Origin of the sequence: Portibacter lacus, assembly GCF_021533215.1 — a bacterium.
Classification (GTDB): Bacteria; Bacteroidota; Bacteroidia; order Chitinophagales; family Saprospiraceae; genus Portibacter; species Portibacter lacus.
The window spans coordinates 87,260-113,938 of the sequence record NZ_JAJNKA010000016.1 but is presented as its reverse complement, the minus strand read 5'-3'; the positions used below and the strand labels follow the sequence as shown (position 1 = coordinate 113,938).

The following is a 26,679-nucleotide window of genomic DNA, read 5'->3' as shown; positions in this document are numbered from 1 at the left end:
ATTTACCTTTCCTCAAATTTGGAGGGACTACTTAGCCATTTTAATTCGAAAAAAGCGGACTGAAGTGAAAGCTCCTTTGGGTATTATGACTTGATTTGAATTAGATCTGTAAGCCGAGCGCGGAAATATGCGCTAGCTAGGATTGCAGAGCTATTGTCTTGTAGAATGCTCGTTTTTTTCTCGGACTGAAGTCCAAGGTCCTATGGCAGCTTAACTTTAATGATGCTTTATTAAAATGGACAGGTAAGCCCGACATCTAAACAAACAATTCTCTATAGCCTATTCTCATCATTTTAATCTTCTGATTTACACTTTCCTAACATTTGGAGGGACTACTTAGCCATTTTAATTCGAAAAAAGCGGACTGAAGTCCAAGCTCCATTGGAATTACGACTTGATTTGTATTAGATCTGTAAGCTGAGCGCGGAAATGAGCGCTAGCTAGGATTGCAGAACTGCTGTCTAATTTAGTGAAGATTCTACAGCTTTCTCGGTTCATTCCCAAAAAACAAAAAACTAAATCCTAAAAACAAAAAACAAAAAACTAATAACAAAAAACTAAACCTCGTTAAACCGATACTTCCGATCCACGTAATCACCCCTCAATAAACTCAAGATGTTCTCAACTGAAAGGACGCACATATTCTCAAAGGTCAACTTTGTCAAACTACCCACATGAGCTGTAATCAGCGTACTCGGATGAATGACCAGTGGATGATTATCAGCAGGAGGTTCGACAGCTAAAACATCAGCTGCAAATCCCGCAATATGGCCACTATTCAACGCCTCTACTAATGCTTCTTCATCTATAATACCTCCTCGCGCTGTGTTGATCAAATAACTCCCTTCCTTCATTTTGGATAAAAAGGAGTCATCTACCATTTTTGAGGTAGATTTCGTTAACGGCAAGTGAATACTGATTACATCGGATTGCTGAATCAACTCATCAATCGTAACATATTCATAGGGAACATCGACTTTGTCCAAATTGGCATAAATAACCTTCATCCCAAACAATTCCGCCATTTTAGCCACTTGACTCCCGATATTTCCCATACCTAACAAGCCCAGTGTCTTTCCTCTGATTTCATCTCCTCCGAAATTCTTCCGAGATTCCCAATTTCCTGACTTGGTATCGTTAATCGATGAGTATAAGTGTCTAACCAACATCAATAATAATGATATGGTGTGCTCTGCAATCGTAGCTGAGTTCTCTCCAGGCGTATTCAAGACTTGAATCTGATGTTTCGTTGCAGTCGGTATATCCACATTATCCAAACCAACACCACATCTTGCAACCGCTTTTAGATTAGGAAGACTGGTCAATAGTTGTTCATTGACTTGGCCCTTTCCACGAGTGATGATTCCATCTACTACAGATTCGTTACCAGCTAAGTCTGATTCCCAGATGATAGAAACATCATCAGCTTGTTCTAGCATTTCCATCGCATTGTCAGCAATGGTTTCTAGCATTAGTACCGTATGTTTTGTCATTTGTTATGGTATAGTGTAGCGTCTTTTGATTTGTATCCTCGGAAATCGTTTCTTCCAGAAACATAAATCCCTTCCTTGAATAATTCATCTTCGAAAATCTTAGGATCAATCTCCGCATTTGGATCAGAAGAAAGCTCTATTAAGTTACCTGAAGGATCACGAACGAACATTTGAATTGCTCCGTCTGGAAGTTGTCTCACCTTTCCCCAAGGCGTAATATCGATCACTCCGAGTTCCTTCATGCGAAAGAAGACTTCGTTGATATCATCTACCGTAACACAGATATGTCCTCGGAATGAATATTCATCTTCCCATTCTGTTAAATGCAACTGCTGCTCTTCATTGAACTTGAAAAATGCCGTTGGATAATCGAATAAAAATGCTGGAATTGCTTCCAATCCTAATTCGTTCTCATAGAACTTACATGCTTCTTCTAGGTTGCTTACTACTAACGCAACGTGATTTATTTTTACCGCTTTAGCCATAATATTTATTGTTTGAATTCATTAACAAAATCCCAGTTTGGTGTAATTCCAAGACCTGGTTTTGATGGTGCTAAAAGATGCCCTTCGACCACCTCTATTTTTTCATTGATCAAGTCGTACATCATTGGATTTCCTCCAGATGAAAACTCTATAACCCGAGCTGCTGGTGAAGCAAATGCCACACTAAGCCCTGCCATAAATGAGAAAGCAGATCCCCAGCAATGTGGTGCTAGCTCAATCTGGTATATATCTGCTAAGTGAGCCGTTTTCATCGCTTCTGAAATTCCACCTACGATGGCACAATCTGGTTGTAAAACATCGACTGCATTTTCAGCTACCAAGTCTCTCATATCAAATGCGCTGTATTCACTTTCGCCTGCCGCAATCGGAATAAAAGTATCCCGACGAACTTCTGCTGTTCCTTTTTTATTATCTGGACTAATCGGCTCTTCGAACCAGTAGATATTGCAATCTTCAACATACCTGCTGAATTTCTTCGCTTCTGGAACACTGAAAGTCCCATGCGCATCTAACATCAACTTAATATTATCATCTAAAGCGGCCCGAGCTGCTTTTACTCTTTTTACACTATATTCTACAGAGTTATCCATGATCCCAACTCGCATTTTTACGCCGTTGAAACCTTTGTCAACATATCCTTGCAATTGATCACCAATATTTTCTGCATCTGCCCAGCCTCCACTTGCATATGCTTCCATTCGATCTCTACATGGTCCTCCTAGTAAATTGACCACTGGAGTATTTAAGATTTTACCTTTGATATCCCAAAGCGCTGTATCCACTCCACTTAATGCAGAAATAGTTAAACCTCTACGTCCTAGAATTGGAAATTTGCGACCTTGAGATAAGGCATAATGATCTCTACTTCCGTTATATATGATTTCCCAGTTTTGGGTAATTTCTTCTACATCTCTACCAACCAATAGCGGCTTGATATCTTGTTCTACACAACTCACGATGGATGCACATGATCCCGAAGAACCTACAGCTGCCTTCGCTTCACCGAATCCTTGAAGACCAGTGTCGGTGGTGACAACTACTAATGTCATATCGAAATGAGTAAGTAGTCCATAATCAGATCGATGCTGCTTATGTGAATCAATAGGACATCTAAGCCAGTAAGCTTCTATATTTGCAATTTTCATTATACTAATGGCTTTATTGTTTCTAATGATTTCTTAGTTAACATGGTATAAAATTCCTCTTTAACAGCGGAGCTACCATGATCTTCTAAAAATTTCTTTTGTTCAGGACTTAAACCTTCAGGATTTTCCTCCACTGAATTCGGGTAAGGATTCGCTGGAGTCCGATCTAATGGCGGACAGAATTCCATAGAAAGTGTTTTGTCATAACCAATCTCTTGTAGTGTTGATATGATTTCTGACCAATTAATAGTACCCATTCCTGGAGCCATTCTGTTGTTATCAGCAACATGAAAATTGACCAATCGACTACCAACTCTTCTTATTGCATCTGCAGAGTTATCTTCTTCGATATTCATATGGAAAGCATCCAAGCAAACTCCACAATTAGGTCCGACGGCTTCTGCAAGTGCAAGCGCCTGATCCCCACGATTAATGAAATAAGTTTCGAATCTGTTAATAGGTTCTATTCCGATTAGAATACCTTCTTGTTCAGATACTTCATAAATTTTCTTTACACTTTCTACTGCAATCTCCCAATCTTCGTCTGGAGTTCCTTCTGGTATGATCTTCCCAACTGTAGAAGGGACTAAAGAAATAACTGATCCACCAAGCGCCTTAACCATTTTGACGATGTCGATGACGTACTGAATAGACATTTCTCTCTGTGCTTTATCTTTAGCCAGTAAGTTCCGGTCTTCTAACATTAAGGTTACAGAGCCCCAGCACTTTATGTTGTACTTGTCAAGTAATGGTTTAACCACAGCGGGGTCATATAATTCTGGTGTGCCTTGGATTTCTATTTGATCATACCCGAGGCTAGATATTCTTTTGATAGTGGATTCAAGCGGCTCAGCTCTCATCCAGTTATGGATTGCAATATTCATGAATAATTTTGTTTGAAATCTAATCTAAGAATTTTTTCTAATAATGCGGTTTTAGTAGTAGGTTTCTTTAAATACTACCTTAAATATTTAAATTATTGTAAAGAAAGGACGCATTTAGGTTAAATCTTTTAATCTGCGACATTAGTGATTAGATCGATTATAATTAAAGGTCATCAACATGAAATTAATTATGAGACCTTTGAAAAGTTTTCAAAAATAAGTTCTACCGAAAGACCGTCATTATTTTCTATAAGAATTTCTCCATCTAACTTGTCTTTGAAAGCATGAATCATTTGATAGCCGAAAGAATCGTGTTTGTCAATTAGAAATGCTGGATCTACACCCACGCCATTGTCTGTAATCTTGAGATGTATTTTGCCAGAAGTTTCATAAAGCTGTATATTTATTAGGGCATGATCGGATTCAGAGAAAGCGTGTTTTAAGGAATTAGAGATTAATTCATTCGCTAATAATCCTAAAGGTATGACGGTGTCAATGTCCAGGTCTATATCCTCTATTTCTAATTCTAGCTGAACAGTATCCTTTTGGACAAGGTAAGAATCAAACAAGTTACGACATAACTTTTCAAAGTATGGCTTCAGTCGGACTCCGGTCAAGTTTCCCTCCTGGTATAGATTCTGATGTATGAGCGCCATACTTTTAACCCTATTCTTGCCTTCTCTTAAAGCCGTGATAGCAGATGAATCTTTCACATAAGATGACTGGAGGTTTAACAAACTGGAAATGACTTGGAGATTGTTTTTCACTCGATGATGAATTTCTTTCAGCAACAACTCTTTCTCCTGCAGATTTACTTTAATGACCTCTTGTTGTTCTGCTAAGGTTTTATTCAATTTTTTGATTCTATTTCTATTGACAATTATCAAGATGGACAAGACGAGCATGGTCAGAATTCCCAACAACGCTAATTGTAAATTCTTGCGATCTCTCTCATTCCGAAGATCTTTAAATTCGTTTTCAGCAGAAAGCAACATGATTTCTTGTTCTTTCTTTTCCACTTCATATTTTTTAAGTGCATCGATCAGTCTTTCATCTTCTTCTTTACTGATAAATGAATCTTTAAGACTAGAAGATTCCTTGAAATACTTGAGTGCTTCTGCATGATTACCAATGTTCTCATAGTATTCAGACATCAATTCATTTGCTACTTCTAATTGCTCATAGTTTTTTACTTTTTTACTTTGGTCTAAAGCAAGATCAAGATATTTTTTTGCAACAACATTCTGCTTAATTCGCATATATGCTTCCCCCAAAGCGGTATTTCCAACGGCATGGATTAAAGGATTGACCTCATAAGGGACACTTGTAAGTGCATCATCAAGAAAGGTGATCGCTTCGTTATATCTTTTCTGCTTCACACGAAGACTACCCAGATTCAGTTTGCCATATCCGGCATAGATCGGCTGTTTCATTTTTACCATTGCGATAACGGCATCTTCTAGATAGGAATCTGCTTCCTCTAAGAGTTCATCCTCCATGTATAATCCACCTAAATTTAGATTGATAAGACCCACCCAGAGTGTATCTTGAATTTCTTTGTAGATATCTAACGCTTTGTGAAAATACAAAGTAGAAGTTTCAGTGTCTTTTCTGACTTGCCATACAACTGCAAGGCCATTGTAGGCTTGCGCCTCGATTTTTTTATGATCTAATGTATTTGCGAAATGGACAGCATTTAAGAAATGCTCAACGGCAAAATCATAGTCTTCATTGATATTATAAGCAACGCCGAGCATAAGTTGTGTCCTGTCATAGTCTTTTTCTAATCCATGAACTTGTGCGAGACTATCTGTTTTTAGTGCATTCGCCAATGATAAAGCAGGATCTCTATAATAAGTGCTGTTGAAATAGGTATGAATCTCTTCCATCGTTGTTTCATCAGAAGGATTCGAATCTAAGGCATGTAACAGCGAATCTATTTGGCTTATTCCAGAGGTGAAATAAAGTAGAAATAGGAAGATGACGAAGAACATTCTCATTGGACTTCTAATATTTTTTTGGTGAAATCTACCCGATTATGAACATCTAATTTTACATAGATTCTCTTAATATGCGTCTTGATGGTGTTCTCTGTTAAGAACAAGGTTTGTGCAACATCTTGGAGGCTATTGCCATTGAGCAAGTGATGAATAATCTCATATTCTCTTTCGGTAATATTCACTTGATGGAAGTCGTTAACTTTTTCAAGTCGAGGAAATTCATCTTTTTGCTCCTGGCTGTGTTTGTAAATGGCCATTGTTATTGCAGCGTCTAAATCTTGCTCATCGAATGGCTTTATAATGTAACCGTAGGGTAGAGTAGTCTGTGCACGATGAAGGGTAGTTTTGTCGGAATAGGAGGTTAAGTAAATGAAAGGAACTTTGTATTTAGTATTGATCAACTCTGCTATTTCTATTCCATCCTTACTGCCGCCAATATTAATATCAAGAATTGCGAAATCAAAAGGCCTATTGTTCATTAAATCTAGCGCCTTGTCAGAATTGTAGGCAATTCCACTTACAGAATACCCAAGACTGAGAAGATGAGCGCTTATGTCATTGGCAATAAACACTTCATCTTCTACGATAAGGATTCTTGGCTTTTTGGTTATCATTAACTAAATATACTAATTTTCAGAAATTTCACCATCTACGAATAATTGATTAAATGCATCTTCAGTTGCAAGATTTATCGGTTCTTCGACTCTTGAAAATAAAATTTCAATGTGATCCATGTCAATTTTATTAAATGATTCGCTCTGACTGACTGAAAATCCAATGTTGCTTACCTTCTTCTCTGTTTTTGCATTAGCAGTTGATTTGTTAATTAATTCTCCTTTTTTGTTGAAGTGTTTCAAGGTGACAATGACTTCTGGTTTCATACCTCCTATAGATACGATTGGTTTGTTGATTGATATGGAAGCACTTAAGAAAGTATCTGCGATGTCTTTATCTGCATGCTTTTTCAATGTTTTCTTCGGAAAAAATATAGCTGGATTTCCTTTCAGATTGGTGGCACCCATTCCCATAACACTCACTGCATTTAGCGGCATCACTTCCATATTTTTATCCTTCAATTTTGAAGTAAGATTCTGCTCGAAATAGCTGATGGTAATTGCTTCCAGTTTTTCCTTACATTTTGTGTAGAGCTTTTCTTCTTTGCTAGATAGTTTTGATTTATCCAGTTGTTCTACGATTCCATTTTCGAAAATCCCGCTTAAGTAGGAGTAAGCGATTCTATTCTCGGTTGTAGATTGAGCTTGGAGCTGGAAAGAGTATAACGTAATTACGACGATTAAAAATGATAGATTTTTCATTTGATTTGATTAATTTGGTTGAGATTCAAATTTATGGGATATGGACTTGGATGCGTTCACCTAAATAGGTGAATATGGAGGAATTAGATTTGTTGGATATGTAAATTGAATAATTAGCGTAATTACTATTTGCTTCATCTCTAAGCAGATTATAGAAATTTTATGGATGTCAGAATAAAATGGTTGTGTTTAATATTTTGCAATTTTCTTGTTTTAATAAGTTGTACACAGAAGGAATCTATAAGTTCAGAAGAAGCACTTTTAAAGTACAGAAAAGTTCATGAATTACATCGTGACATCAATTACCAAACGGATCGTGAAAAGTGGCTGGAACTTCATCTACAGCGAAGACAATTAGTATCCAAAATTAAAGATCAACATGAGATCGTATTAAATTTTTATCACTATTCTGGTTATGATTTTTATTTATTCAAGCTCTATGAAGAATCTCTTTTAGCATATAAAGAATTTTTTAAATATTATGAAAAACATGTAAACGAGTTTAGTCCTGAAGTGAAGGAGGATTTTAGAGCTAAACGTTCTTTCGATTATCGTGGGACCGCACTAGCTTATGAAAAGCTTGGACACCTCGATAGTGCATATTTAGAACATCAGAATAACCTAGCATTAGTTGAATTAAGAGATGGAATATGGTATCCGGCAGCTCATAATGATTTTGGAATATTTTTGCTTGGGAGTTTAAAGGATTCTATTGCAGCTATGCAGCAATTTGAGATGGTATATAAGGTAACTGCTGAAAAATTTCCAGATCATGAGTTAATTGGGAGTATTCGAAATAATTTAGGTGAGATCTATCTAAATAAAGGTAGGCTAGAGAAAGCCTTTGATATGTTTCATTTAAACTATTTTTATTACAAGGAAAACCTTAAGAATCATTTTAGCAATGAAAGTCATGTATTTCATTCTGCAGCTAAAGTTGTTGAGATTTTAGGTCGTCAACAAAAGATACAAATACTGAATGATTTTTATATGGAGGTCAAAGAACTCTATCAAACTTCCATTTTTACTGAAAATACTAAGTGTAAAGTAAAATTGGAGTTTTTGGAAGTAGAGATGCATCAAAAATTAGCAAACAATAATTTTGAGAAATCGCACCAATTACTTGCTGATATTAAAATCTTATCTGATAGCATTAATCAAGCTGAGTTTTATTCGAAGGAAAATTATCAGATTATTCTGAATGATTTGGTTCTAAATGGAATAAATGATAAGCATAGTGCAGAAAAGAAGCAAAAAGAAGTGGAATTGCTGAATCAAAGGCTCATAACCTGGCTCATATCTATTTTATCGATCATTTTCTTAGTGGTGATGAGCGTTTTGTATTATCTAAGAAAACAGCACATTGAAAATGCAAGGAATAAACAACTCATTGCCCAGCAAAATCTTGAATTGACATCGATCAGAAATCAACAGCTCAAGTTAGAAATTGAATCGAAGCAAAGAGATTTGTCAGATTTCGCAATCAATTTGACTCAGAATCAAGAGTGGGCAAAAGTTCTCGCTAGTAAATTAGAATACCTCAAAACTACTCGTGGAAGAGAACGGAAAAAGCTGATGGATGACTTTGAAAATGAGGTACTTAAAAAGACTATTTTTGATACCAACACGAAAGAGTTCTATGAAAAAATAGATAAATTGAGCGATGCATTTTACAGTCGTTTACATTCAAAATTTCCCGATTTAAGTAAAACGGAAAAAAGATTATGTTCTTTAATTCGCCTGAATATAGATAGCAGAAATATTGCTATCGTGCAAAATATAACCCTGTCTTCATTAAATAAGAGCAGATATCGGCTCAGGAAGAAAATGAACCTTGCAAAAGACGAGGAATTAGATGATTTTATCCAGCGTTTATAATCACTGATAATAAGTTCATAAACAGGCATTTATGGCAACATAATAGTGCGGTGTCCATTATTTGTCCATTGCTCTTTAGGTGCATATCCAGTTTATACCTCATAAATTTAAAGAGTTTTGAAAGATCACTTATTAGTAAAACTTAAACATTAAGTTTTTCACCCTAATAATTCTATAACTCTTTGAATTACAAAAAATGAAAACACTACTAATCTTCACACTTTTAATTACGGTCCAATTTGCTTTTGCTCAAATAGGTATTAACACTGATAATCCCAAAGCCAGTCTTGATATTGTAGGGAAAATTCGAATTTCTGAGGACAACATGCCACCTGCAAAAGGGATGATGAAGTATGACACTGTGACTAATAAATTTATGGGATACGATGGTAACCAGTGGATCTCGCTAACAACAAGTGCATTATTAACCGATAACGATGAAGACACAAATATAGAGGTAGAGCAATTTCCAGATGAAGATATAATTCGATATTCGGTAAATGGTAGCGAAAGATGGCGAATGATTGGCGCAAGATTAGAACCTGTTAATACTGGGGGGTCTGTATTTATAGGTAGACAAGCTGGATTTTATAATTCTCTACTCAATAGTTATAATATTGCCATTGGAGATTCAACACTTACACGTAATACTATAGGATCAGGCAACGTTGCAATCGGCACTGCCGCCCTATATAATTCGAGAGAATTAATAAGTAGTACTAAAGCGTCAAATAATACTGCCATTGGTCACCAAACGTTGTTTACTAATAGAGGAGGAGCATTCAATACTGCACTGGGATATGGAGCTGATGTGGGTGCCGAAGATTTAGAAAATGCTACGGCTATCGGTGCGAATACCATTGTTGATCAAAGCAATAGTCTAATCTTGGGTAACAATGCAAATGTAGGCATTGGGACATCAACGCCACATAGCTCATCACAATTGGAGATGTCTAGTACTTCTAAAGGTTTACTGATCCCTAGAATGTATACAGGTCATATGGAAAATATTGTGGATCCCGAAGAAGGTTTACTGGTCTATGTTTATAATGAAAAACAATTTTATGTCTTTGATGGAGATTCATGGCAGATCGTTAGTAAAAGCGCACTCGGATTAAGCGATACCGATAATGATACCAAAATTGAGGTGGAAGAGTCTATTGATGAAGATGTTATTCGATTTCGTACGAGGGGAAAGGAAAGATGGACTATGAATGAAAATAGACTAGAGCCTAAGAACTCAGGAGGAAGTGTTTTTATAGGTGAAGGGGCAGGAATGAATGATGACTTATCTTCAAATCGTAATATAGCATTTGGATATAATGCACTCTTTAGTAATACTTCATCGAACCAAAATACTGCCATAGGCACTGAAACATTGTACCATAATACCACAGGATTCAGAAATATTGCTAGTGGTTATCAAGCTCTATATAAAAATACAGAGGGAAACTGGAATACGGCCTATGGTTATCAAGCACTTTGGTCCAATATCGGAGGAGACTTGAATAATGCAAATGGATATCATGCATTGTATAATAATACTAATGGAAGCTGGAATACGGCCACTGGACGAGAAGCGCTTTTTTATAATACCACAGGAGATTCCAATACGGCCATTGGTTATAGAGCAGGAGTGGGCTATGGGGATTTGGAAAATGCCACAGCCATAGGCGCTAATGCAATAGTTGATCAAAGTAACAGCCTGGTGCTCGGAGACAATGTTAATGTAGGAATAGGCACTTCTACACCCGCTGCAAAATTACAAGTTATCGGTAATGTAGATGCAACGGCTTTTTCTGGCGACCCCATTAGTTTTCATGTTGGGGGTACGGAAAGATGGGTTATGAAGGAACGTAGACTTGAACCCAAAGCATCAGGAGGAAGTATATTTATAGGTGAAAATGCAGGTTATGATGATAGCCAGTATAGTACCCATAGCATAGGAATAGGAACGAATGCTCTTTACAATAGTTTATCTGGAAAAGAGAATGTAGCGGTTGGAAACTATGCTCTTTATAAAAATTCTAGTGGGGAAAAAAATATAGCTATTGGCGAAAATGCACTCTTTTCAAGTACAAATGGTCTTTATAACGTAGGAATCGGAACGGATGCACTATATTATAGTTTTGGCGGAATTGGAAACAGTGCATTAGGGCACAATGCTCTTACATTCGGAGGAACAAATAATACAGCAATTGGTTATAATTCACAAGTTATATCAGGGTATAGTAATTCTACAGCTATTGGTGCTAATGCAACTGTTGGAATGAGTAATGCCGTGGTGCTCGGAAATAATGTTAATGTAGGTATCGGTACTTCTTCTCCAGGCTTTAAACTACATGTGATTGGTTCAGGAAGTTTTCAAAACTTGCTTCAAGTAGGAGGTCAGTTAAATGTAAGTGGGAATATATGCTACACGGGCTCCATCGGCGCATGCTCCGACATCAGATACAAAAAAGATTTTGAATCCTTTACACAAACATTAGATAAACTGAAAACAATTAAGGGACAATACTATTATTGGAACCAAGAAGATTTTCCTGAGAAAGACTTTTCAGATGAGAGACAAATTGGTGTCATGGCCCAGGAAGTGGAAACAGCCTTCCCTGAACTTGTAATGACGGATAAGGAAGGCTATAAGTCCGTAGATTATTCCCGTCTGACACCTATTCTATTAGAAGCCATCAAGGAGCAACAAATCTTAATTGAAAACCAAGAATCTAGGATTAAGAAATTAGAATTGGAGAATAATCAAATAATTGAGAATTTGGAAGTACATCTGAAGAAACAAAATCTAAAAATAAAGTCTTTTGAAGAACGGTTAGAGGCAATTGAAAAGCCACATAATCAAAAACTAAATAATTAAAATCAATATTACATAAAATATAAAGAACTGGTTTTATTAAAGAAAATGATGGAAATTAAGACAAAATGAGAAATTCTTCAATTTTCATTGAAATTAGGAATTGAATTATTCGTAATTTTAAATTCATTCAAGCTTTCAATGATGGGTTTTAAAATTCAGGCTCTTATTCTATTTACAACACTATCTTTCTTAGCACATGGGCAAGCGGGGACGATTAAAATTATTAATAATATTAGTGATGCATTATTCGAAAATCGCATCATCTATCAAACAAAAGTGGGCCTAGATTCTTCCATAACCTATATGCTAATTGATTACGTAGGATTATCTGACCAACGTTATAAGGGATTAATAATTAAAGATTCAACTCAGGTTCTTCTAGAATGGATCGAAATAAATAATGATACATTGCAAGATTTAGATCCCATTGACCTAAAAAGAAAAGAATGGATACGAACTTGCAACCAACACAATGCAGAAGAATTAGTACGAAATTTTTACGCTTCGGATGCTCTTTACTATAATCATAAACCACTTATTCAAGGGACGGATGCTATTATTGCGGAGTATAGTTATATGAATAATCCTAATTACAGTTTGAATTTGGTGCCTTTAATTGTGGAAGCGGTTAATCACAACGTTGTCTTTGAAATAGGGCGATGCGAAGGCTCCTATCATGGAAAATATATTCTAATTTGGGAAAAAAATAAAAACGATTCATGGCTGGTCAAATTTGACGCTAACTTGTAATTCAATGACCAATAATTTAAGTCGTCGGCTAAGGCTTTGCTGGACTTCGAGTTTTAATGTGAGATAATGATATTATTAAAAGTTTATCTAAGCGGTGCAAAGCCTTGATTTGTAAGCAAGGTTTATTTAACTTACAAAGGTTAATTTAAAGTGAAATACAATATATGGGAGAATTTGAAAATGAATCTGATATTTTAAAAACGAACATCTCCCATGGAGAGAATGCGGAAAGTACTGCAACTATGGCACCTCCCACACTCCAACTTCAAGCAAATAATGCACCTGGAAACCAAGCCATTGAAAATGGGATTTCTCTTTCAGAAGCTAAGCGAATCATTATTGATGCAACGGATGGCTGGGGAACTGATGAATCTGCAATCTATGATGCGATAAGAAGGTGCAGCAGTAGATCAGGATTGAAATCTGACGGAGCAGTGCTAAGTGCGCTTGCTGGCGATATGGATGGGCATGAATTATGGAAGGCATATCTTTTAATGGAATACGGATCGGAATCTAATTATCCTTCGTCAATTTCTGCTTTATGGAAAGCAACGAAAGGTGCTGGTACCAATGAGGATGGAGTTTTTGCAGCATTAGATAGCATGGACTTGCAAACTAAGAAATCATTTGGTCTCAAGTACATTCTTCAATGGGAATTGTCTGGTGATGATCTACAGAAGGCATTGGATTTAATTACAACTCAAGATAGTATTCAAGGAAATACATTTGGAAGTGAACAGTCAGGAGAAGAAGAGTTGGTAATTACTGAAGATAAGTTGAGAGCATTAATCGGATCCCAATTTACAGGTGCTGAGTCCAATGGTCTGAGGACTGCGATGGTGACTTTGTATTCGAAACCGGGCGGAACAGTGTTACAAGAAGCCATATCACAAATTGAAAATATCAGAGGTCTGTCACCTGGATCTGGATTAAGCCAGTACACCAAAGCGATGGCAAAACAAACTGCCGGTGTAGATCATTATAAAAAACACAAAGAAGAATCTGGTCATGTCTACGATCATGCAGTTGATAATCCATCACCAGCCTTGAACACTTCAGAGCATCCAGATTTTACAGGAAGCAATGCTCAGCTAAGGTTTGGTAAAATACTAGGAGATGTATTCGGAATAGATGCAGTCTTTGGTTCGTTAATTAGTCCAACTGGAGGAATGGCAGGTCCTGGAAATGAGAGAGTTCCGCTAGTAGAGGATGGAAGCGCCGTTGCGACACATGGAGCGGTTCACGATGCAGCAGGATATCTCTATAATTGCCACGGAATCGGGCCTGGTTATGATTACTTAGGTCGAGAACCTGGTGCGGATACAAGCAATCCACTTGCTGGGCAAACGAATATGGATTGGTGGATTCAAGAGTATGATAAGCGTGATTTAGATGTTGACTTAATCGAAAGATTCCTAAACAGTAAAGCGCACATCGGAGCTGCATTTGCAAAACATTATGATCAATTGACATTAGATCAAAAGAAAGAAATTCTAGGAACGCTCTGTGGTACAATGTCCCTTACGCTGAAGTTAGCTGGTATTTCGAACACAGATAGAGTTGCAAAAGTTAGAGAATTAATGAATGCCTCGAATTCGACAGATCAAAGAATTTTAGCAGATCATTACTATAATAATGATACCTTTGGGTCAGTATTAGCCGCTTCAGATTTAGACCATATTATGCGTCCACATGCTACGAAAGCAGTATATGATGCATATATCGAAAGAATGATGAGGCGATATGATCATTATTAAAAAATACCCGAATTGAAAAAGATTTATTTATTGTTATCGATGACGTTTCTTATAATGAGCTGTCAAGATTCTAAAATATATAAGATGGATACTCCTAAAACTAAACCGCCATTATTCAACTTGGAAGCAGGACTTGAACAAGAGTTAATGGATAGAGAGGTGATTTTTGAAAAATATATTCAGACTAGAATTGGAAACGCAGAAGCTAATAGAATCTATGATAATGGCGATATCTATAAGATCTTTTTAGGTTCTAATCAAAATATTAAGAAGGATGATATTTCGTGGGAGAAAGTAGGAACCTTGTCTGAAAAAGGGATAGAAAAATTAAAATCGATTTCTGAAAATGAAGTCCAGGACTTCATCAAAGATGGCCCACACGAAAGAGTGGCTCAGGCTATTGAGAACATTAATTGGTACTTCTATTTTGGTGAGACGATCCTTGTACAATCTCAAAGCAGACAGTGGAAAAGAGATCCTAAATTTGCAAGGAAAATTGAGAAAGCAATAGAGAGCAATTTTAAGCCTGCATTCTTAGAGCAGTAAACCGTCTTTTTAACTGAAGATAAATTTATGCAAACTTTCTAAGGTTTGCTCATAGTTCAATTTCCATTCGCTGTAGGGAAGAAAAAAGACCTTATGTCCCATTCGATCTAGCATATTGAGTTGATTCTGACTAAACATTTCTTGGTATTCTCCGGGATACCCGATTAGGTCTATACACAGTGTCTTTCCATTTTGAACAATGACAAGATCAATGATAACGCCAGAGATCGCATATGTTGTGTAGATTCTGTCTACTCCCCAGTTAGTGATGTGCTGGATAATTTCTTGCGTAAACTCGTCGTGGTCATCTGCTCCAGACTGCAACTTCTTCGGAGTCCGAATTTTCTCGATGTGTAGGAGGTATTCGTGTAGCAAGGACTGCTCATTTACTTCTGCATGTTGTAAAGATGTATAGATAATTTGCAAACTTCTTGCACGAGTGATGGAAACATTAAATACATCAGCTTTATTCAGGTAATTAAACGCTCCACTGTGAGACGATGCATCTAGTGTGAAGGAGATTAACATGATGTCGCGCTCTTCACCTTGAAAATGATAAGGCGTACCGATGAGCAGATCATGTTTTTTAATTTGTTCCAATGAGAATGTCTCTCTGATTAATGATTTCAATAAGGAAACTTGCGCTCTGAACGGGGATATGATTCCAATTTTGCTGGATAGATCAGCATCCAAATCCACTTCTTTCTCAACCACAGATAGCATCTTTTTAATGATTGCATTGGCCTCCGCTAAGTTCTCACCCTTTGTATTTCTCACTCCTGAGACATGATGGATGTAAAGATGCTTGAGAATGTTTGTGATCGGAGTTGCAGTCATTAAATGAAGACTGTTATTGTAGAATTTACTATTTGAGAAAGAAATAATATCTGGGAAGCTTCTAAAGTGTTCGTTGAGGAAGGTAATCTGCGTTTGGCTAGGAATGAGGTCACTGACCAAGTCTAAAATACTGTAGTTCCGATATTTCATCCCATTTAATTCATATTGCTGATTCAAGATTTCTTGCCTAGCATTAGATAGAAAAGAAATATGTCTGAGTTGCTTGGGATCACCGATAATAACAATTTTCTTAGCGCGGTAGATCAGCGGTAGACAGCTTGCAATATCACATTGTGTCGCTTCATCAATGATCAATACATCAAAAATTTCTGATTCAAGTGGTAGGATATGATGTGCATCAGAACAGTTAATTATCCAAGCAGGTATAGCTTTTAGGACATTCTTAAAGTTTGTATTTTCAAAGTGCTTCTGAATTACTTTCCCTTCACTAGTATTAAGTGTTTTCGAGAAATTTTGAATGTCTCTTCGAAACCTCTTCAAGGTTTCCGATAACGTGTAATCGTAATTTAACTTGATGTATTTCCGAACTAACTTGTTTTTCCTGGAAACAAGATCATCAATTTCATCTTTTAGATGCCAAATTTTCTTAAGATTCTGATGTCGATATTCTATCCATTTTTTCTTAAATTTTTCGAAGAAGCCATTTTGATATTCTTTGAAAAATAGACCCCATTCATGTTCAGTTTTCTCTTGAAGTTGGAGTTGCTTTATCAGCTTTTCTATGCTCCGAGAATATTGTGTTATGTTTCGCCCGATAATGCTTAAGTCTTCTTTACTAGGAGGATTTTTTCGCTGAATTCCTGAAAGGATATTATCAATTCTGTTAGATAAGTGATATTTATATGATTTCCGAGCGGCTTTAATGACGACACCCTTAATGCGCACATCGTTCTCGATCTTCTTTGAGATAACGGAACCAGCTTGACTATTTTTCGATGCAATTAATACGGATTGGCCTTTCCCTATAAGCTCCGTTGTTAATGCTGAAATCGTATAAGATTTACCTGTTCCTGGAGGTCCGATGACGAGAGAAATGTTTTCTTGCGAAACATTATAGAACACCTCTTTTTGCCTTTCACTCAATGGAATAGGTACATCGACTGAAAGTGGTATTGAAGACTTTTGATATCTCTTTCCTTCACTAAACAATTCATTCAACGTATTGTCCGTAATGTTTCGTTTTGCTAATTCGTCTAATTCATTTATCACTCCGCGAGACCCTTCCTGTTTTTTAATAATTGCTAAGGATACACCACAAATTAGTCGATTGAAATCATTCGGATTATTCTGTTTATAGCAGAAGCGAGCATTTTCTAATTTAGCATGCGGGACGTACCATTTATTCAAGTGGGAGCAATCTAATAATGGAAAGTGCGTCTTAAGTGTAGTCTCTATCTGAATGATTTCTGCAATACCTAAAATTCCAGTTGGTAGTGTAGAGGCAAAATCTTCATAAGAAATATCAACATTTGGGTACAGACTCTTCAGATATTCGAGGAAATATGGATTGATAATAGCTCCATCTACATCTATAGAAACTCTATGATTTCCGAAATGGTCTACTAAGCTAGCTTCGTACAAATATAGCGGCGGAGCTACCCTTATTTTTCGACCTAATTGTTTAGATGAACCAAGGAGAAAAAGCGCTCCCGCATAAAGTGCTTTTTCTTTACCATGAATAGCTAAGTCTTTCAGTACTTTTTGGCCCCATCTGGCCTCGACTAATATTTCTTTATTCTTTTCTGAAATAGGGGAGAGGTCCGCTATTACATTCACATATTGTGCCTCCCGACCAAAGAAGTTTCTAATGCATACCGATTGGTAGTCGAAGGCATAACAATCCTTGTAGAAATTGAGAATATTAGAAATATTGGACATGGCTTAAATATAGTATTTAATTTTTTTACTGTATTTTTCGAGCTATGAAAATTAAAGCAGCAGTTATCAATAAAGAAGGAGAGTATCCAGTCCTTCAAGATCATGAAATTGATGTAAAGGCAGATGAGGTTATTGTAGATGTGATTGCATCAGCTCTAAATCACCGAGATTTATGGATTGTTAAAGGTCAATATGGCAGAATTCAGTATCCAATCATTCTAGGATCCGATGGATGTGTAAGTCATAATGGAGGTCAATATTTGATTAATCCAGGATTGAATTGGGGTGACCGGCAAGCATATCAAGGAGGGGATTTTGATATTTTGGGAATGCCATCAGAAGGTTGTTTTGCAGAGAAAGTTCAAGTTTCAGAAGCTTACTTGCATGAGAAACCAAGTCATATGAGTGTTGAAGAGGCGGCTGCATTGCCACTAGGTGGATTAACTGCATACCGAGCATTATTCTCTCGAGCTCAGTTACAGAAAGGCGAGAAAGTATTTATTTCAGGCATTGGAGGTGGAGTAGCCTTGTTTGCTATGCAATTCGCTGTTGCAAATGGAAATGAAGTGTATGTGAGTTCATCATCTGAAGAAAAGATAGCGGAAGCAATTAGTCTGGGAGCGAGTGGCGGATACAATTATAAAGATGACGACATGCACAAGCAAGTGCTTAAGTCTGTCGGACCGATGGATGTTATCATTGATTCTGCAGGTGGACCTGGATTTTCTAAGTTAGTCAACATCACTGCAAAAGGTGCCAGAATCAGTATATATGGTGGGACAAGAGGTGAAGCTTCTTTTAGTCCACAGCGTTTATTTTGGAATCAAGCCTCTATTCTTGGTACAACAATGGGTTCTGATCAAGACTTTAGTGATATGTTGGAATTTGTAAATAAACATCAAATCAAGCCAGTTATTGATAAGGTTTATCCGATAGATGAAATTAAGGAAGCAATTTTAAGAATGAAGGAAGGTGCTCAATTTGGCAAAATCGTTATAAAAAATAAATTGTGAAGAGAATAGGATTGTTGTCTGATACGCATTCTTATATGGATAAGAACATTTTATCTTATTTCGGAGAGTGTGATGAGATATGGCATGCTGGTGATATAGGAGATTTAAAAGTGACGGATACCATAAAGGCCTTTAAGCCGTTAAGGTGTGTTTATGGAAACATAGATGACGCTAAGGCGAGAAGAACATTTCCTTTGGATTTGAGATTTGAGATCGAAGGATTAGATGTTTTTATGACACATATCGGTGGCTATCCAGGACGATATAATAAGCGTGTTACTGAGATTTTTAAGACCAATCCTCCTGGTTTGTTTATTTGTGGCCATTCTCATATTATGAAGGTGATGATGGATAAGAAGTATGGATTCCTGCATATGAATCCTGGTGCTTGCGGTCACCATGGTTTTCACAAGATGAGAACGATGGCTCGATTTACCATTGATAAGGGAAGGGTTAAAGATCTACAAGCCATTGAGTTAGGAATAAGAGGCTATGCACAGAAAAAAGGAGATGATTCTGAAGAATAGAACTTACTCTAAGTGATCCATCAAGGTATTCGCTGCTACTTCACCTCCATGAATCGCAGCATTCAGTGAACCATAATATAAGTGGTCACCAGCTTCGACAAAAGGAATATTGTTTATCAATTTGAAATTAGAACGGTCTTCTTGGCTGAGGCTATTCAGAACAGGAAGTGAATTTGGAACTTCGAAGCTAGCTATTAAGTCAATCGGTGTAATTCCTAATTTGTTTTTCATTTCATCGCGCATCTTGCTATCCATGATTTCTGGCTTGAAGACTTCGAGACTAGTAACTGATATGATCTCATCATTGACATAATAAAAACTATTAATCATTGTGTTCTTATCCGCTAGCAATCCGATGATTTTTCCGTTAAGAATACGTTTTGAAACACGATAATAATTGGTTGTACATCCTTGCCAAATTTCATTTTCGGCATAGGCTTTCACGATACCTTTTACCTTGATTTCTTTTCCATCAACTTCTACCGTTCCATTCTCATTGATGTTTGCTTCTGTAGAAAGAGCAATTTTAGTTTTTTTCAATGACTTTCTTAATTGTTTAGGGATCGCTTCCATTCCCTTGCTCGGTATTGCAGCACTTCCTTCGCCGAACATTTTGAAAACAAATTCAAACATTCGAGAGGAAGTTTTTAACTCTTCTTCGAGGAAAATACCACCAAAGAAAGGTCGAAAGAAGTTATTAATGATCTTATCTGAGAAGCCAAATTTTTGGAGATAGTCTAATGTAGAAGTTTCACTTGATTCGAAAATGGCATCTATAGATTTGATTCTAAGTACTTTGCTTAACTTGTAAACCAGGATTTTATCATTGATTGTTGCTGCCCAAGAAAAGAGCATAGGAAAAAGAAAGTTTACATTTTTTAATGGATCACCGAATTTTGTACTTTTCCCATCTTTGAAAATGACAGCTCCAGAGGAGAACGGTTGCAAGTCTAATTCACTATAATCTAGGTATTTATGGGCCATTGGGTAATCTGTTAATAAAACCTGAAACCCAATATCCAAAGGAATGCCATCTATAACTTTGGTCGCGATTCTTCCACCATAATGGCTTTGCTTTTCAAATATAATGCACTCATGTCCAGCTTTCTCTAAATTTATAGCAGCAATTAAGCCCGCAATTCCACCACCTATTATCGCAATCATTTGAAATACTTTTTGTATTGAAACTTTCTAGGAAAAAATCCCATAAACATAAAGGGATATAATATGATGTCTAAGATAACATTCCCTGTTTGAAATTCGATCTGATCTTCTATTACACTTTTGTTAAGATTAATATTCTTAACTACATGCCGATGTTTCCACTTAGAAAGTGGCTTGGGTAAAATGCGGCCTTCATCTAAGAAAAATGCTTCTTGTTCATTTATTCCATGATCTGTAATATCACTTACCCATTCCGCCTTTATAGGCTTAAGGAATCGGATATGAACGGTATCTCCAGTTTCAGAACCAGTGAATTCAACGATTTCCATTTTGGCGCCGATAGGTTTTAGGAATTCGAATAAATTCTTGTCGAATCCATCCATGACCACTTTATAGTTTTTAGGAATAGGCGTCTTAAGAGTTAATTTCATACAGTATGAAACCCATTATCCTATTAAATGTTTGGCCTCTAAACTGTTTTTATTTAAAGTATATAAGATAACCTAGCAGAAATCAAGTGCATTACCTAGATCTACCTTCAAATCCTTAATGTCTTCGATCCCAACAGAAACTCTAATTAATCCATCTGTGATACCATTTTCTATCCTGATTTCTCTTGGAATAGATAAATGAGACATCGATGCTGGATGTAAAATTAATGTATCTACATCTCCTAGAGTCGGTGCTAGTGTGCACATCTTAATGTTGTTCATGAGCGTCTTCCCTGCTTCTACACCTCCTTTAACTTCGAAACTTAACATGCCACCATGGAGCCTCATTTGCTTAACTGCTAATTCGTGGTCGGAATGATCAGCCAGCCCCGTATAATTAACATGTTCTACTTTATCATGGTTGTTAAGGAACTCAGCTAGTGCCATGGCGTTAGAGCTATGTTTCTCCATTCTTACGACTAGCGTTTTCATTCCATTATGAGTTAGCCATGCATCGAAAGGATTGCAGTTAGTTCCTAGTAGTTTCATCGTCGCCCAGATCTTATCTCTCATCATTTCTTTATCTAGAGAAACAATCGCACCTGCTATCGAATTACCATGTCCATTCAGATATTTTGTAGTAGAGTGGACTACAAAGTCTATTCCCCATTTTAGTGGTTGTTGGAGATATGGAGTACAAAATGTATTATCAATTGCGGTGAGCGTATCGTATTTCTTTCCAAGACCAGCAATAATTTCTAAATCTACACAAGCAAGTGTAGGATTAGCTGGACTTTCTAAGAAAATCATTTTGATGGCTGGATCTGATTTTAGTAAGGATTCTATATGATCATAGTCCTTAAGATTGGTGAAAATTGGTTCAACACCGAACCGCGTAAATATTTTTTTAATCAACTCTGTTGTTCCTCCATAGAGATTCCCTTGTGTTAAGATTTTATCACCTTGGCTAAGACAACCAGCGATTAATGTAGAAATAGCCGACATACCTGAAGAGGTCATCATAGCTGTTCCTTCACCTTCTAGGCCGTAAGATTCAAGTTGTCCGATTTTCTGTGAAACACTCTCCACAGTTGGATTTGCGTATCTAGAATATACGAAACCTTCTTTCTTGTTCGTAAATATATCTATCCCTTCATTTATATTTTCAAACTCAAATGACGAACTTGCATAGATAGGAAGGATATGAGGTTTATTCCTTTTTGTATCTTTAGGTTCTTTTACACAAATAGACTCGAACGATAAACTCATACAACTTAAATTTTGTTAAATTTTTATAAATATTCGGCTAAAATAATGAAGTTTTATTTGATTTTTGCTTGCCTGTTATTAATAAATGTTCTTCACGCTCAAGAAGAAGAGGAATACACCTATTATGATGAGGTTTTCAATAAAAACATAATTGAAGGCGGGCTTAGTTATTTTATTCCTCAGAGCGATTTCGGTAGAAAAAGTGCTAATAATGGCTTAGGAGGTGAGTTTTCATATCTACGGCAAATTAATTATTCAAGGATATTCTTAGGATTCAGTTACTCTAGTAGGAAATTAGATAGTTATACACTGCTTGATTTCGCTCCAGACCTAGACCTACAAACGAAAGTGGTCAATAATAATTTCACTTTTCTGGGAAGAATATATCCACAAGTATATTTTTCAATTTTTGAATTATTCGGTGAAGCAGGAGTTGGCCTAAATAGTATTAAAGCATTCTCAAGAGATTATGACCGAATAGATGGAGCTTATTATAATCAGTTCACGAATAATGTAGATCGCAAGATTTATTTTTATGGTGGAGGAGGACTGCATATTACGCTTGATGAATCTTGGTTCTTAACGACTAAGGCCTATACTGCCTATGGACCTACGATCGCTTTCTTCTCAAAAAAAGATAACTTAACGAACATTGAATTTTCCGAAGATGCGTTCGAATTAAAGGAAGCAACGTATCGTGCTACCTCAATAAGTTTATCTTTGTCCTTTATATTCTAATATTATGACTAACGACGACGTAGACGAAGATTTATTCGAACACTATAATATATTAACAGATCCTGGACAGCGTTCCATGAGAATCGATAAGTTCCTAATGGAAAGGATCGAGAAAGCATCTCGTAACCAGATTCAGATTGCCATAAAGGCGGGAAATATCCTTGTAGATGATAAAGAGGTGAAATCTAATTATAAGATTCGCCCTGGAGAATACATTAAAGTATTTCTTAATCGCCCTGTGGATGGGTTCGAACTGATTGCTGAAGATATTCCATTAGATATTCATTATGAAGATGAACACCTAATGGTTGTATATAAAAAGCCAGGAATGGTTGTTCATCCAGGAGTAGGTAATAAATCAGGTACTCTGGTCAATGCTTTGGCTTACTATTTCAAGAAGAATCTTCCTGTAATGGATGGTAATCAAGCTGATCGGCCAGGTTTAGTTCACCGAATAGATAAGGATACATCTGGGCTACTAGTGATTGCTAAAACGCCAGAAGCCATGAAGGGCCTTGCTGCTCAGTTTTTTGATCATTCTATAGAGCGGAAATACCTTGCTCTTGTGTGGGGGAATTTTGATGAGGAATCTGGGACCATAGAAGGAAATATAGGAAGGCACCCGAGAGATCGAAAGTTGATGACCGTTTTCCCAGATGGAGATGAAGGAAAAGTAGCGGTTACACATTACAAGGTGGTTGAGAATTTTTATTATGTTTCCTTAGTGGAATGCCAGCTAGAAACAGGAAGGACGCACCAGATTCGGGTGCATATGAAACATACGAATCATCCGCTTTTCAATGATGAGCGATATGGTGGAAATAAGGTAGTAAAAGGAACTGTTTTTTCTAAGTATAAGACATTCGTGATGAACTGTTTTAAAATATTGCCACGGCAAGCACTACATGCAAAGTCCTTAGGCTTTATTCATCCAATTACCAAGGAAAAGTTGTATTTCGAAACACCATTGCCTGACGATATGGCGGAAGTTTTAGAAAAATGGAGAAATTACATCGCTAATAGAAAAGAAATTAACTAGGTGTGACAACACATATTCAGCGTTCGAAAAAATGGGTTTATGAATTTATCATTGGATATAATCTATGCCCTTTTGCCAAAGAACCGATGGATAAGAAGGAAGTTAACTGGGAGGTTATTCAGGACTTTGCTGCGGTGGAGAAAAGCATAGAAACGTTTCTTGATTCTTCTTTTAAGACTTCATTTTTTATTTTTCCAGCATTGGCTACGTTTGAAGAGTACTTAGATGTAGGCTATTGGGTAGAAGATCTAATAGAATCGATCGGCTATGGTGAAGTTCTTAAGGTAGTTCATTTTCATCCTGAGCATCTATTTGGTGGTCTAGAAATGAATGATGCTGTTAATTTTTCTAATAGGTCTCCATACCCGATGTTGCAGCTGTTAAGAGAGAGCGATCTTGAAGCTTTAGAAATGACGGAAAGTTGGAAACAGAAAATTCTAGATCGAAATGCCACTTTGTTGAATGACTTAGGTTATAAAAAAATGACAAATATTTTAGATGAGTATAGAAAGTAAGATAGCCGCCTTGGTTGAGTTAGGCGAATATATTCGAGCAGATAATGAAGAATTAAAAGCAGTTAAAATCCAAGCGAAGCTAAGTAATCCTTGGTTTACCATAGAAAATATTGACTTTGCTTTGCATTCTATAGCGGATCAAATGCTGGACGAAGTGATTTTGAAAAAATGGTTATCGGCCTATGATTTTGGGACAATTCAAAAAAAGGTGGGACTAATTCTCGCAGGTAATATTCCTTTAGTAGGATTCCATGATTTACTCTGCACTTTTCTTTCAGGCCACCAAGCGTTAGTGAAGACTTCTAGTAAAGATTCTGTTCTTACGATCCATTTGCTTGATAAACTTGCAGCATTTAATGCATTTGTAATCGTGGAAAAACTTTCAGGAATGGATGCTGTGATTGCAACTGGAAGTAACCAATCCGCAAAACAATTCGAAAGGTATTTTGCAAACTATCCAAATATCATAAGAAGAAATCGGAATGCAATTGCAGTGCTAGAAGGAGAATTAACAGAAGATGAAATTAAGGCTTTAGGGCAGGACATTTTTGCTTATTTCGGTTTAGGTTGTAGAAATGTATCGAAGATTTACATTGACGAAAATTTCAATAAAGTGAGGTTGATGGAGGTCTTACACGAAGAATATAAGTACTTAATTAATCATGTGAAGTATAAAAATAATTATGATTATAATAATGCGATCTTTTTATTGAATGCGGACGACTACCTCGCAAGTGGCGCGGTTTTATTGAGGAGAAGTGATGAAATTGTATCTAGGATTGCCTGTTTGCATTATGAAACATTTTCGGATAGGTCAATTTTAGCTAAGCAATTACGAGATCAACTAGATGAAATTCAGTGCATCTCCGGAAATATTAAGTTAGATGGTTTAAAAATTTTGCCATTAGGAGATTGTCAAAAACCGATGATAGATGATTATGCAGATGGAATAGATACCATGGCATTTTTAGCAGAACTGAGCAAATCATGACTAAAAAAGAAATAGCAGAGGATATCATACAAATATTAGAGGAGCTTTATCCTGAAGTTCCTGTGCCGTTAGATCATAAGGATCCTTACACTTTGCTGGTTGCTGTTTTGCTATCTGCTCAGTGTACAGATGTGCGTGTGAATAAGACGACACCAGCATTATTTCAGATGGCTGATAATCCATATGATATGGCACAAGTTCCTGTAGAAGATATAAAGGCCATCATACGACCGTGTGGATTATCTCCGATGAAGTCGAAAGCTATATCGACCCTTTCTAAAATCATCATTGAGGAGCATAACGGGATTGTCCCAGATAATTTTAAGGATTTAGAAGCATTGCCTGGTGTAGGGCATAAAACAGCTTCTGTAGTGATGTCACAAGCTTTCGGAGTTCCAGCATTTCCTGTGGACACCCATATTCATAGATTAGCTTATCGATGGAAGTTAAGTACTGGGAAAAATGTTACGCAAACGGAAAAGGACTTAAAGCGAATATTCCCTCGGGAGATTTGGAATAAGTTACACTTGCAAATTATATTTTTTGGACGAGAATATTGTCCAGCACGAGGACATGATCCGAAAGCATGCCCGATTTGTAGTAAATACGGAAGAGCTACGTTATTTAAGTAAGGTATGGATGAATGTCTATTATGAATTATAGAAAATCAATTATTGGAAGTTCACTTGCATTTATTTTAGCAACGAATTGTTGCTGGTTACCTGCTTTGATCATAGCATTGGGTGGTGGTAGCACATTAATCGGTTTAAGCAATGGAATAGAAAATTTCAGTGGTGTTTTTATAGCAATTGGAATTGGTTTGTTAGGCTATGGTTTATATCAATTTAGCCGTAAAAGTAAAAATGAAACAACTAAGGATGTTGTGCTACTTTCTACGATCACTTGTCCAGAATGTGGATTTCAGAAAGATGAAGAAATGCCTTCAGATTCATGTACCTATTTCTATGAATGTGAGGCGTGCCATCGAATCCTAAAACCAATCAAAGGGGACTGCTGTGTTTTTTGCAGTTATGGCACTGTTCCTTGTCCACCTATCCAGAAAGATGAAAATTGTTGCTAGTTAGGATGTTTTCGCATTGAAAAAAATAACT

Annotated in this window: 24 protein-coding genes; 13 read left to right on the top strand and 11 right to left on the bottom strand. The window is 36.6% G+C overall.

Translation table 11 applies throughout. The annotated features are described in order from the left end of the window. Positions 1 to 557 precede the first annotated feature (557 nt). From L2586_RS21505 to L2586_RS21475, 7 genes are all read right to left on the bottom strand, one after another. A complete protein-coding gene (locus tag L2586_RS21505) occupies positions 558 to 1,493 on the bottom strand; it encodes a 2-hydroxyacid dehydrogenase (protein WP_235295022.1) in 936 nt (311 codons plus the stop codon). After that, entirely contained in the window at positions 1,490 to 1,978 is a 489-nt protein-coding gene (locus L2586_RS21500) for a VOC family protein (protein ID WP_235295021.1), read from the bottom strand. The genes L2586_RS21505 and L2586_RS21500 overlap by 4 nt, the downstream gene beginning before the upstream one ends. Positions 1,979 to 1,983: 5 nt before the next feature. After that, positions 1,984 to 3,144 carry a mandelate racemase/muconate lactonizing enzyme family protein gene (locus L2586_RS21495; RefSeq protein WP_235295020.1) on the bottom strand — a complete coding sequence of 387 codons (1,161 nt, stop codon included), beginning with the start codon at positions 3,142 to 3,144 and terminating at the stop codon, positions 1,984 to 1,986. Further along, positions 3,144 to 4,028 carry a sugar phosphate isomerase/epimerase family protein gene (locus L2586_RS21490; RefSeq protein WP_235295019.1) on the bottom strand — a complete coding sequence of 295 codons (885 nt, stop codon included), beginning with the start codon at positions 4,026 to 4,028 and terminating at the stop codon, positions 3,144 to 3,146. The genes L2586_RS21495 and L2586_RS21490 overlap by 1 nt, the downstream gene beginning before the upstream one ends. 188 nt (positions 4,029 to 4,216) lie before the next feature. Continuing rightward, positions 4,217 to 6,028: a tetratricopeptide repeat-containing sensor histidine kinase gene (locus L2586_RS21485; RefSeq protein WP_235295018.1), complete on the bottom strand. Its 1,812-nt coding sequence runs from the start codon at positions 6,026 to 6,028 to the stop codon at positions 4,217 to 4,219. Beyond that, the gene (locus L2586_RS21480; protein ID WP_235295017.1) at positions 6,025 to 6,642 is read right to left on the bottom strand and encodes a response regulator transcription factor; all 618 of its coding nucleotides are present in this window, start codon (positions 6,640 to 6,642) and stop codon (positions 6,025 to 6,027) included. Before L2586_RS21480 ends, L2586_RS21485 begins: the two co-directional genes overlap by 4 nt. Before the next feature lie 12 nt (positions 6,643 to 6,654). Beyond that, complete coding sequence (locus tag L2586_RS21475; protein ID WP_235295016.1) at positions 6,655 to 7,344, bottom strand: hypothetical protein; 690 nt, start codon at positions 7,342 to 7,344, stop codon at positions 6,655 to 6,657. A 162-nt stretch (positions 7,345 to 7,506) separates the two neighbouring features. Here L2586_RS21475 and L2586_RS21470 point away from each other — a divergent pair, with 162 nt between their 5' ends. The 5 genes from L2586_RS21470 (at position 7,507) to L2586_RS21450 (ending at position 15,144) form a co-directional block, all read left to right on the top strand. Next, positions 7,507 to 9,222: a helix-turn-helix transcriptional regulator gene (locus L2586_RS21470; RefSeq protein ID WP_235295015.1), complete on the top strand. Its 1,716-nt coding sequence runs from the start codon at positions 7,507 to 7,509 to the stop codon at positions 9,220 to 9,222. A 196-nt stretch (positions 9,223 to 9,418) separates the two neighbouring features. Further along, positions 9,419 to 12,091: a tail fiber domain-containing protein gene (locus tag L2586_RS21465; protein ID WP_235295014.1), complete on the top strand. Its 2,673-nt coding sequence runs from the start codon at positions 9,419 to 9,421 to the stop codon at positions 12,089 to 12,091. 138 nt (positions 12,092 to 12,229) lie between these two features. Further along, positions 12,230 to 12,841: a Cif family virulence factor gene (locus tag L2586_RS21460; protein ID WP_235295013.1), complete on the top strand. Its 612-nt coding sequence runs from the start codon at positions 12,230 to 12,232 to the stop codon at positions 12,839 to 12,841. A 164-nt stretch (positions 12,842 to 13,005) separates the two neighbouring features. Continuing rightward, complete coding sequence (locus tag L2586_RS21455) at positions 13,006 to 14,598, top strand: hypothetical protein (protein WP_235295012.1); 1,593 nt, start codon at positions 13,006 to 13,008, stop codon at positions 14,596 to 14,598. Positions 14,599 to 14,682: 84 nt separating this feature from the next. Next, positions 14,683 to 15,144 (top strand): hypothetical protein, encoded by a 462-nt coding sequence (locus L2586_RS21450; protein ID WP_235295011.1) that lies wholly within the window; start codon positions 14,683 to 14,685, stop codon positions 15,142 to 15,144. A 9-nt stretch (positions 15,145 to 15,153) separates the two neighbouring features. Here L2586_RS21450 and L2586_RS21445 read toward each other — a convergent pair whose 3' ends face one another. Next, entirely contained in the window at positions 15,154 to 17,880 is a 2,727-nt protein-coding gene (locus L2586_RS21445) for an AAA domain-containing protein (protein WP_235295010.1), read from the bottom strand. Between the two features lie 44 nt (positions 17,881 to 17,924). Here L2586_RS21445 and L2586_RS21440 point away from each other — a divergent pair, with 44 nt between their 5' ends. After that, the gene (locus L2586_RS21440) at positions 17,925 to 18,893 is read left to right on the top strand and encodes a quinone oxidoreductase family protein (protein WP_235295009.1); all 969 of its coding nucleotides are present in this window, start codon (positions 17,925 to 17,927) and stop codon (positions 18,891 to 18,893) included. Then, complete coding sequence (locus tag L2586_RS21435) at positions 18,890 to 19,420, top strand: metallophosphoesterase family protein (RefSeq protein WP_235295008.1); 531 nt, start codon at positions 18,890 to 18,892, stop codon at positions 19,418 to 19,420. Before L2586_RS21440 ends, L2586_RS21435 begins: the two co-directional genes overlap by 4 nt. 3 nt (positions 19,421 to 19,423) lie before the next feature. On the opposite strand, the gene L2586_RS21430 is transcribed toward L2586_RS21435, so the two are convergent. The 3 genes from L2586_RS21430 to L2586_RS21420 form a co-directional block, all read right to left on the bottom strand. After that, a complete protein-coding gene (locus L2586_RS21430) occupies positions 19,424 to 20,584 on the bottom strand; it encodes an FAD-dependent oxidoreductase (protein ID WP_235295007.1) in 1,161 nt (386 codons plus the stop codon). Next, positions 20,581 to 21,015, bottom strand: a complete 435-nt coding sequence (locus L2586_RS21425) for an SRPBCC family protein (RefSeq protein ID WP_235295006.1) — start codon at positions 21,013 to 21,015, stop codon at positions 20,581 to 20,583. The genes L2586_RS21430 and L2586_RS21425 overlap by 4 nt, the downstream gene beginning before the upstream one ends. Positions 21,016 to 21,087: 72 nt before the next feature. Further along, positions 21,088 to 22,284 (bottom strand): trans-sulfuration enzyme family protein, encoded by a 1,197-nt coding sequence (locus tag L2586_RS21420; protein ID WP_235295005.1) that lies wholly within the window; start codon positions 22,282 to 22,284, stop codon positions 21,088 to 21,090. Positions 22,285 to 22,329: 45 nt separating this feature from the next. Between L2586_RS21420 and L2586_RS21415 the strand changes: the two genes are divergently transcribed. The 6 genes from L2586_RS21415 to L2586_RS24725 all read left to right on the top strand — a co-directional run bounded on the left by L2586_RS21415 (position 22,330) and on the right by L2586_RS24725 (position 26,648). After that, positions 22,330 to 23,022 carry a hypothetical protein gene (locus L2586_RS21415; RefSeq protein ID WP_235295004.1) on the top strand — a complete coding sequence of 231 codons (693 nt, stop codon included), beginning with the start codon at positions 22,330 to 22,332 and terminating at the stop codon, positions 23,020 to 23,022. Positions 23,023 to 23,026: 4 nt separating this feature from the next. After that, a complete protein-coding gene (locus L2586_RS21410) occupies positions 23,027 to 24,061 on the top strand; it encodes an RluA family pseudouridine synthase (protein ID WP_235295003.1) in 1,035 nt (344 codons plus the stop codon). Positions 24,062 to 24,063: 2 nt separating this feature from the next. Then, a complete protein-coding gene (locus L2586_RS21405; protein ID WP_235295002.1) occupies positions 24,064 to 24,576 on the top strand; it encodes a DUF1415 family protein in 513 nt (170 codons plus the stop codon). Further along, positions 24,560 to 25,567 (top strand): acyl-CoA reductase, encoded by a 1,008-nt coding sequence (locus L2586_RS21400; RefSeq protein WP_235295001.1) that lies wholly within the window; start codon positions 24,560 to 24,562, stop codon positions 25,565 to 25,567. The genes L2586_RS21405 and L2586_RS21400 overlap by 17 nt, the downstream gene beginning before the upstream one ends. Continuing rightward, positions 25,564 to 26,199, top strand: a complete 636-nt coding sequence (nth, locus tag L2586_RS21395) for an endonuclease III (protein WP_235295000.1) — start codon at positions 25,564 to 25,566, stop codon at positions 26,197 to 26,199. The genes L2586_RS21400 and nth overlap by 4 nt, the downstream gene beginning before the upstream one ends. 251 nt (positions 26,200 to 26,450) lie before the next feature. Then, positions 26,451 to 26,648, top strand: coding sequence for a GDCCVxC domain-containing (seleno)protein (locus tag L2586_RS24725; RefSeq protein WP_317218963.1), 198 nt, complete (start codon positions 26,451 to 26,453; stop codon positions 26,646 to 26,648). The last annotated feature ends 31 nt before the right edge of the window (positions 26,649 to 26,679 follow it).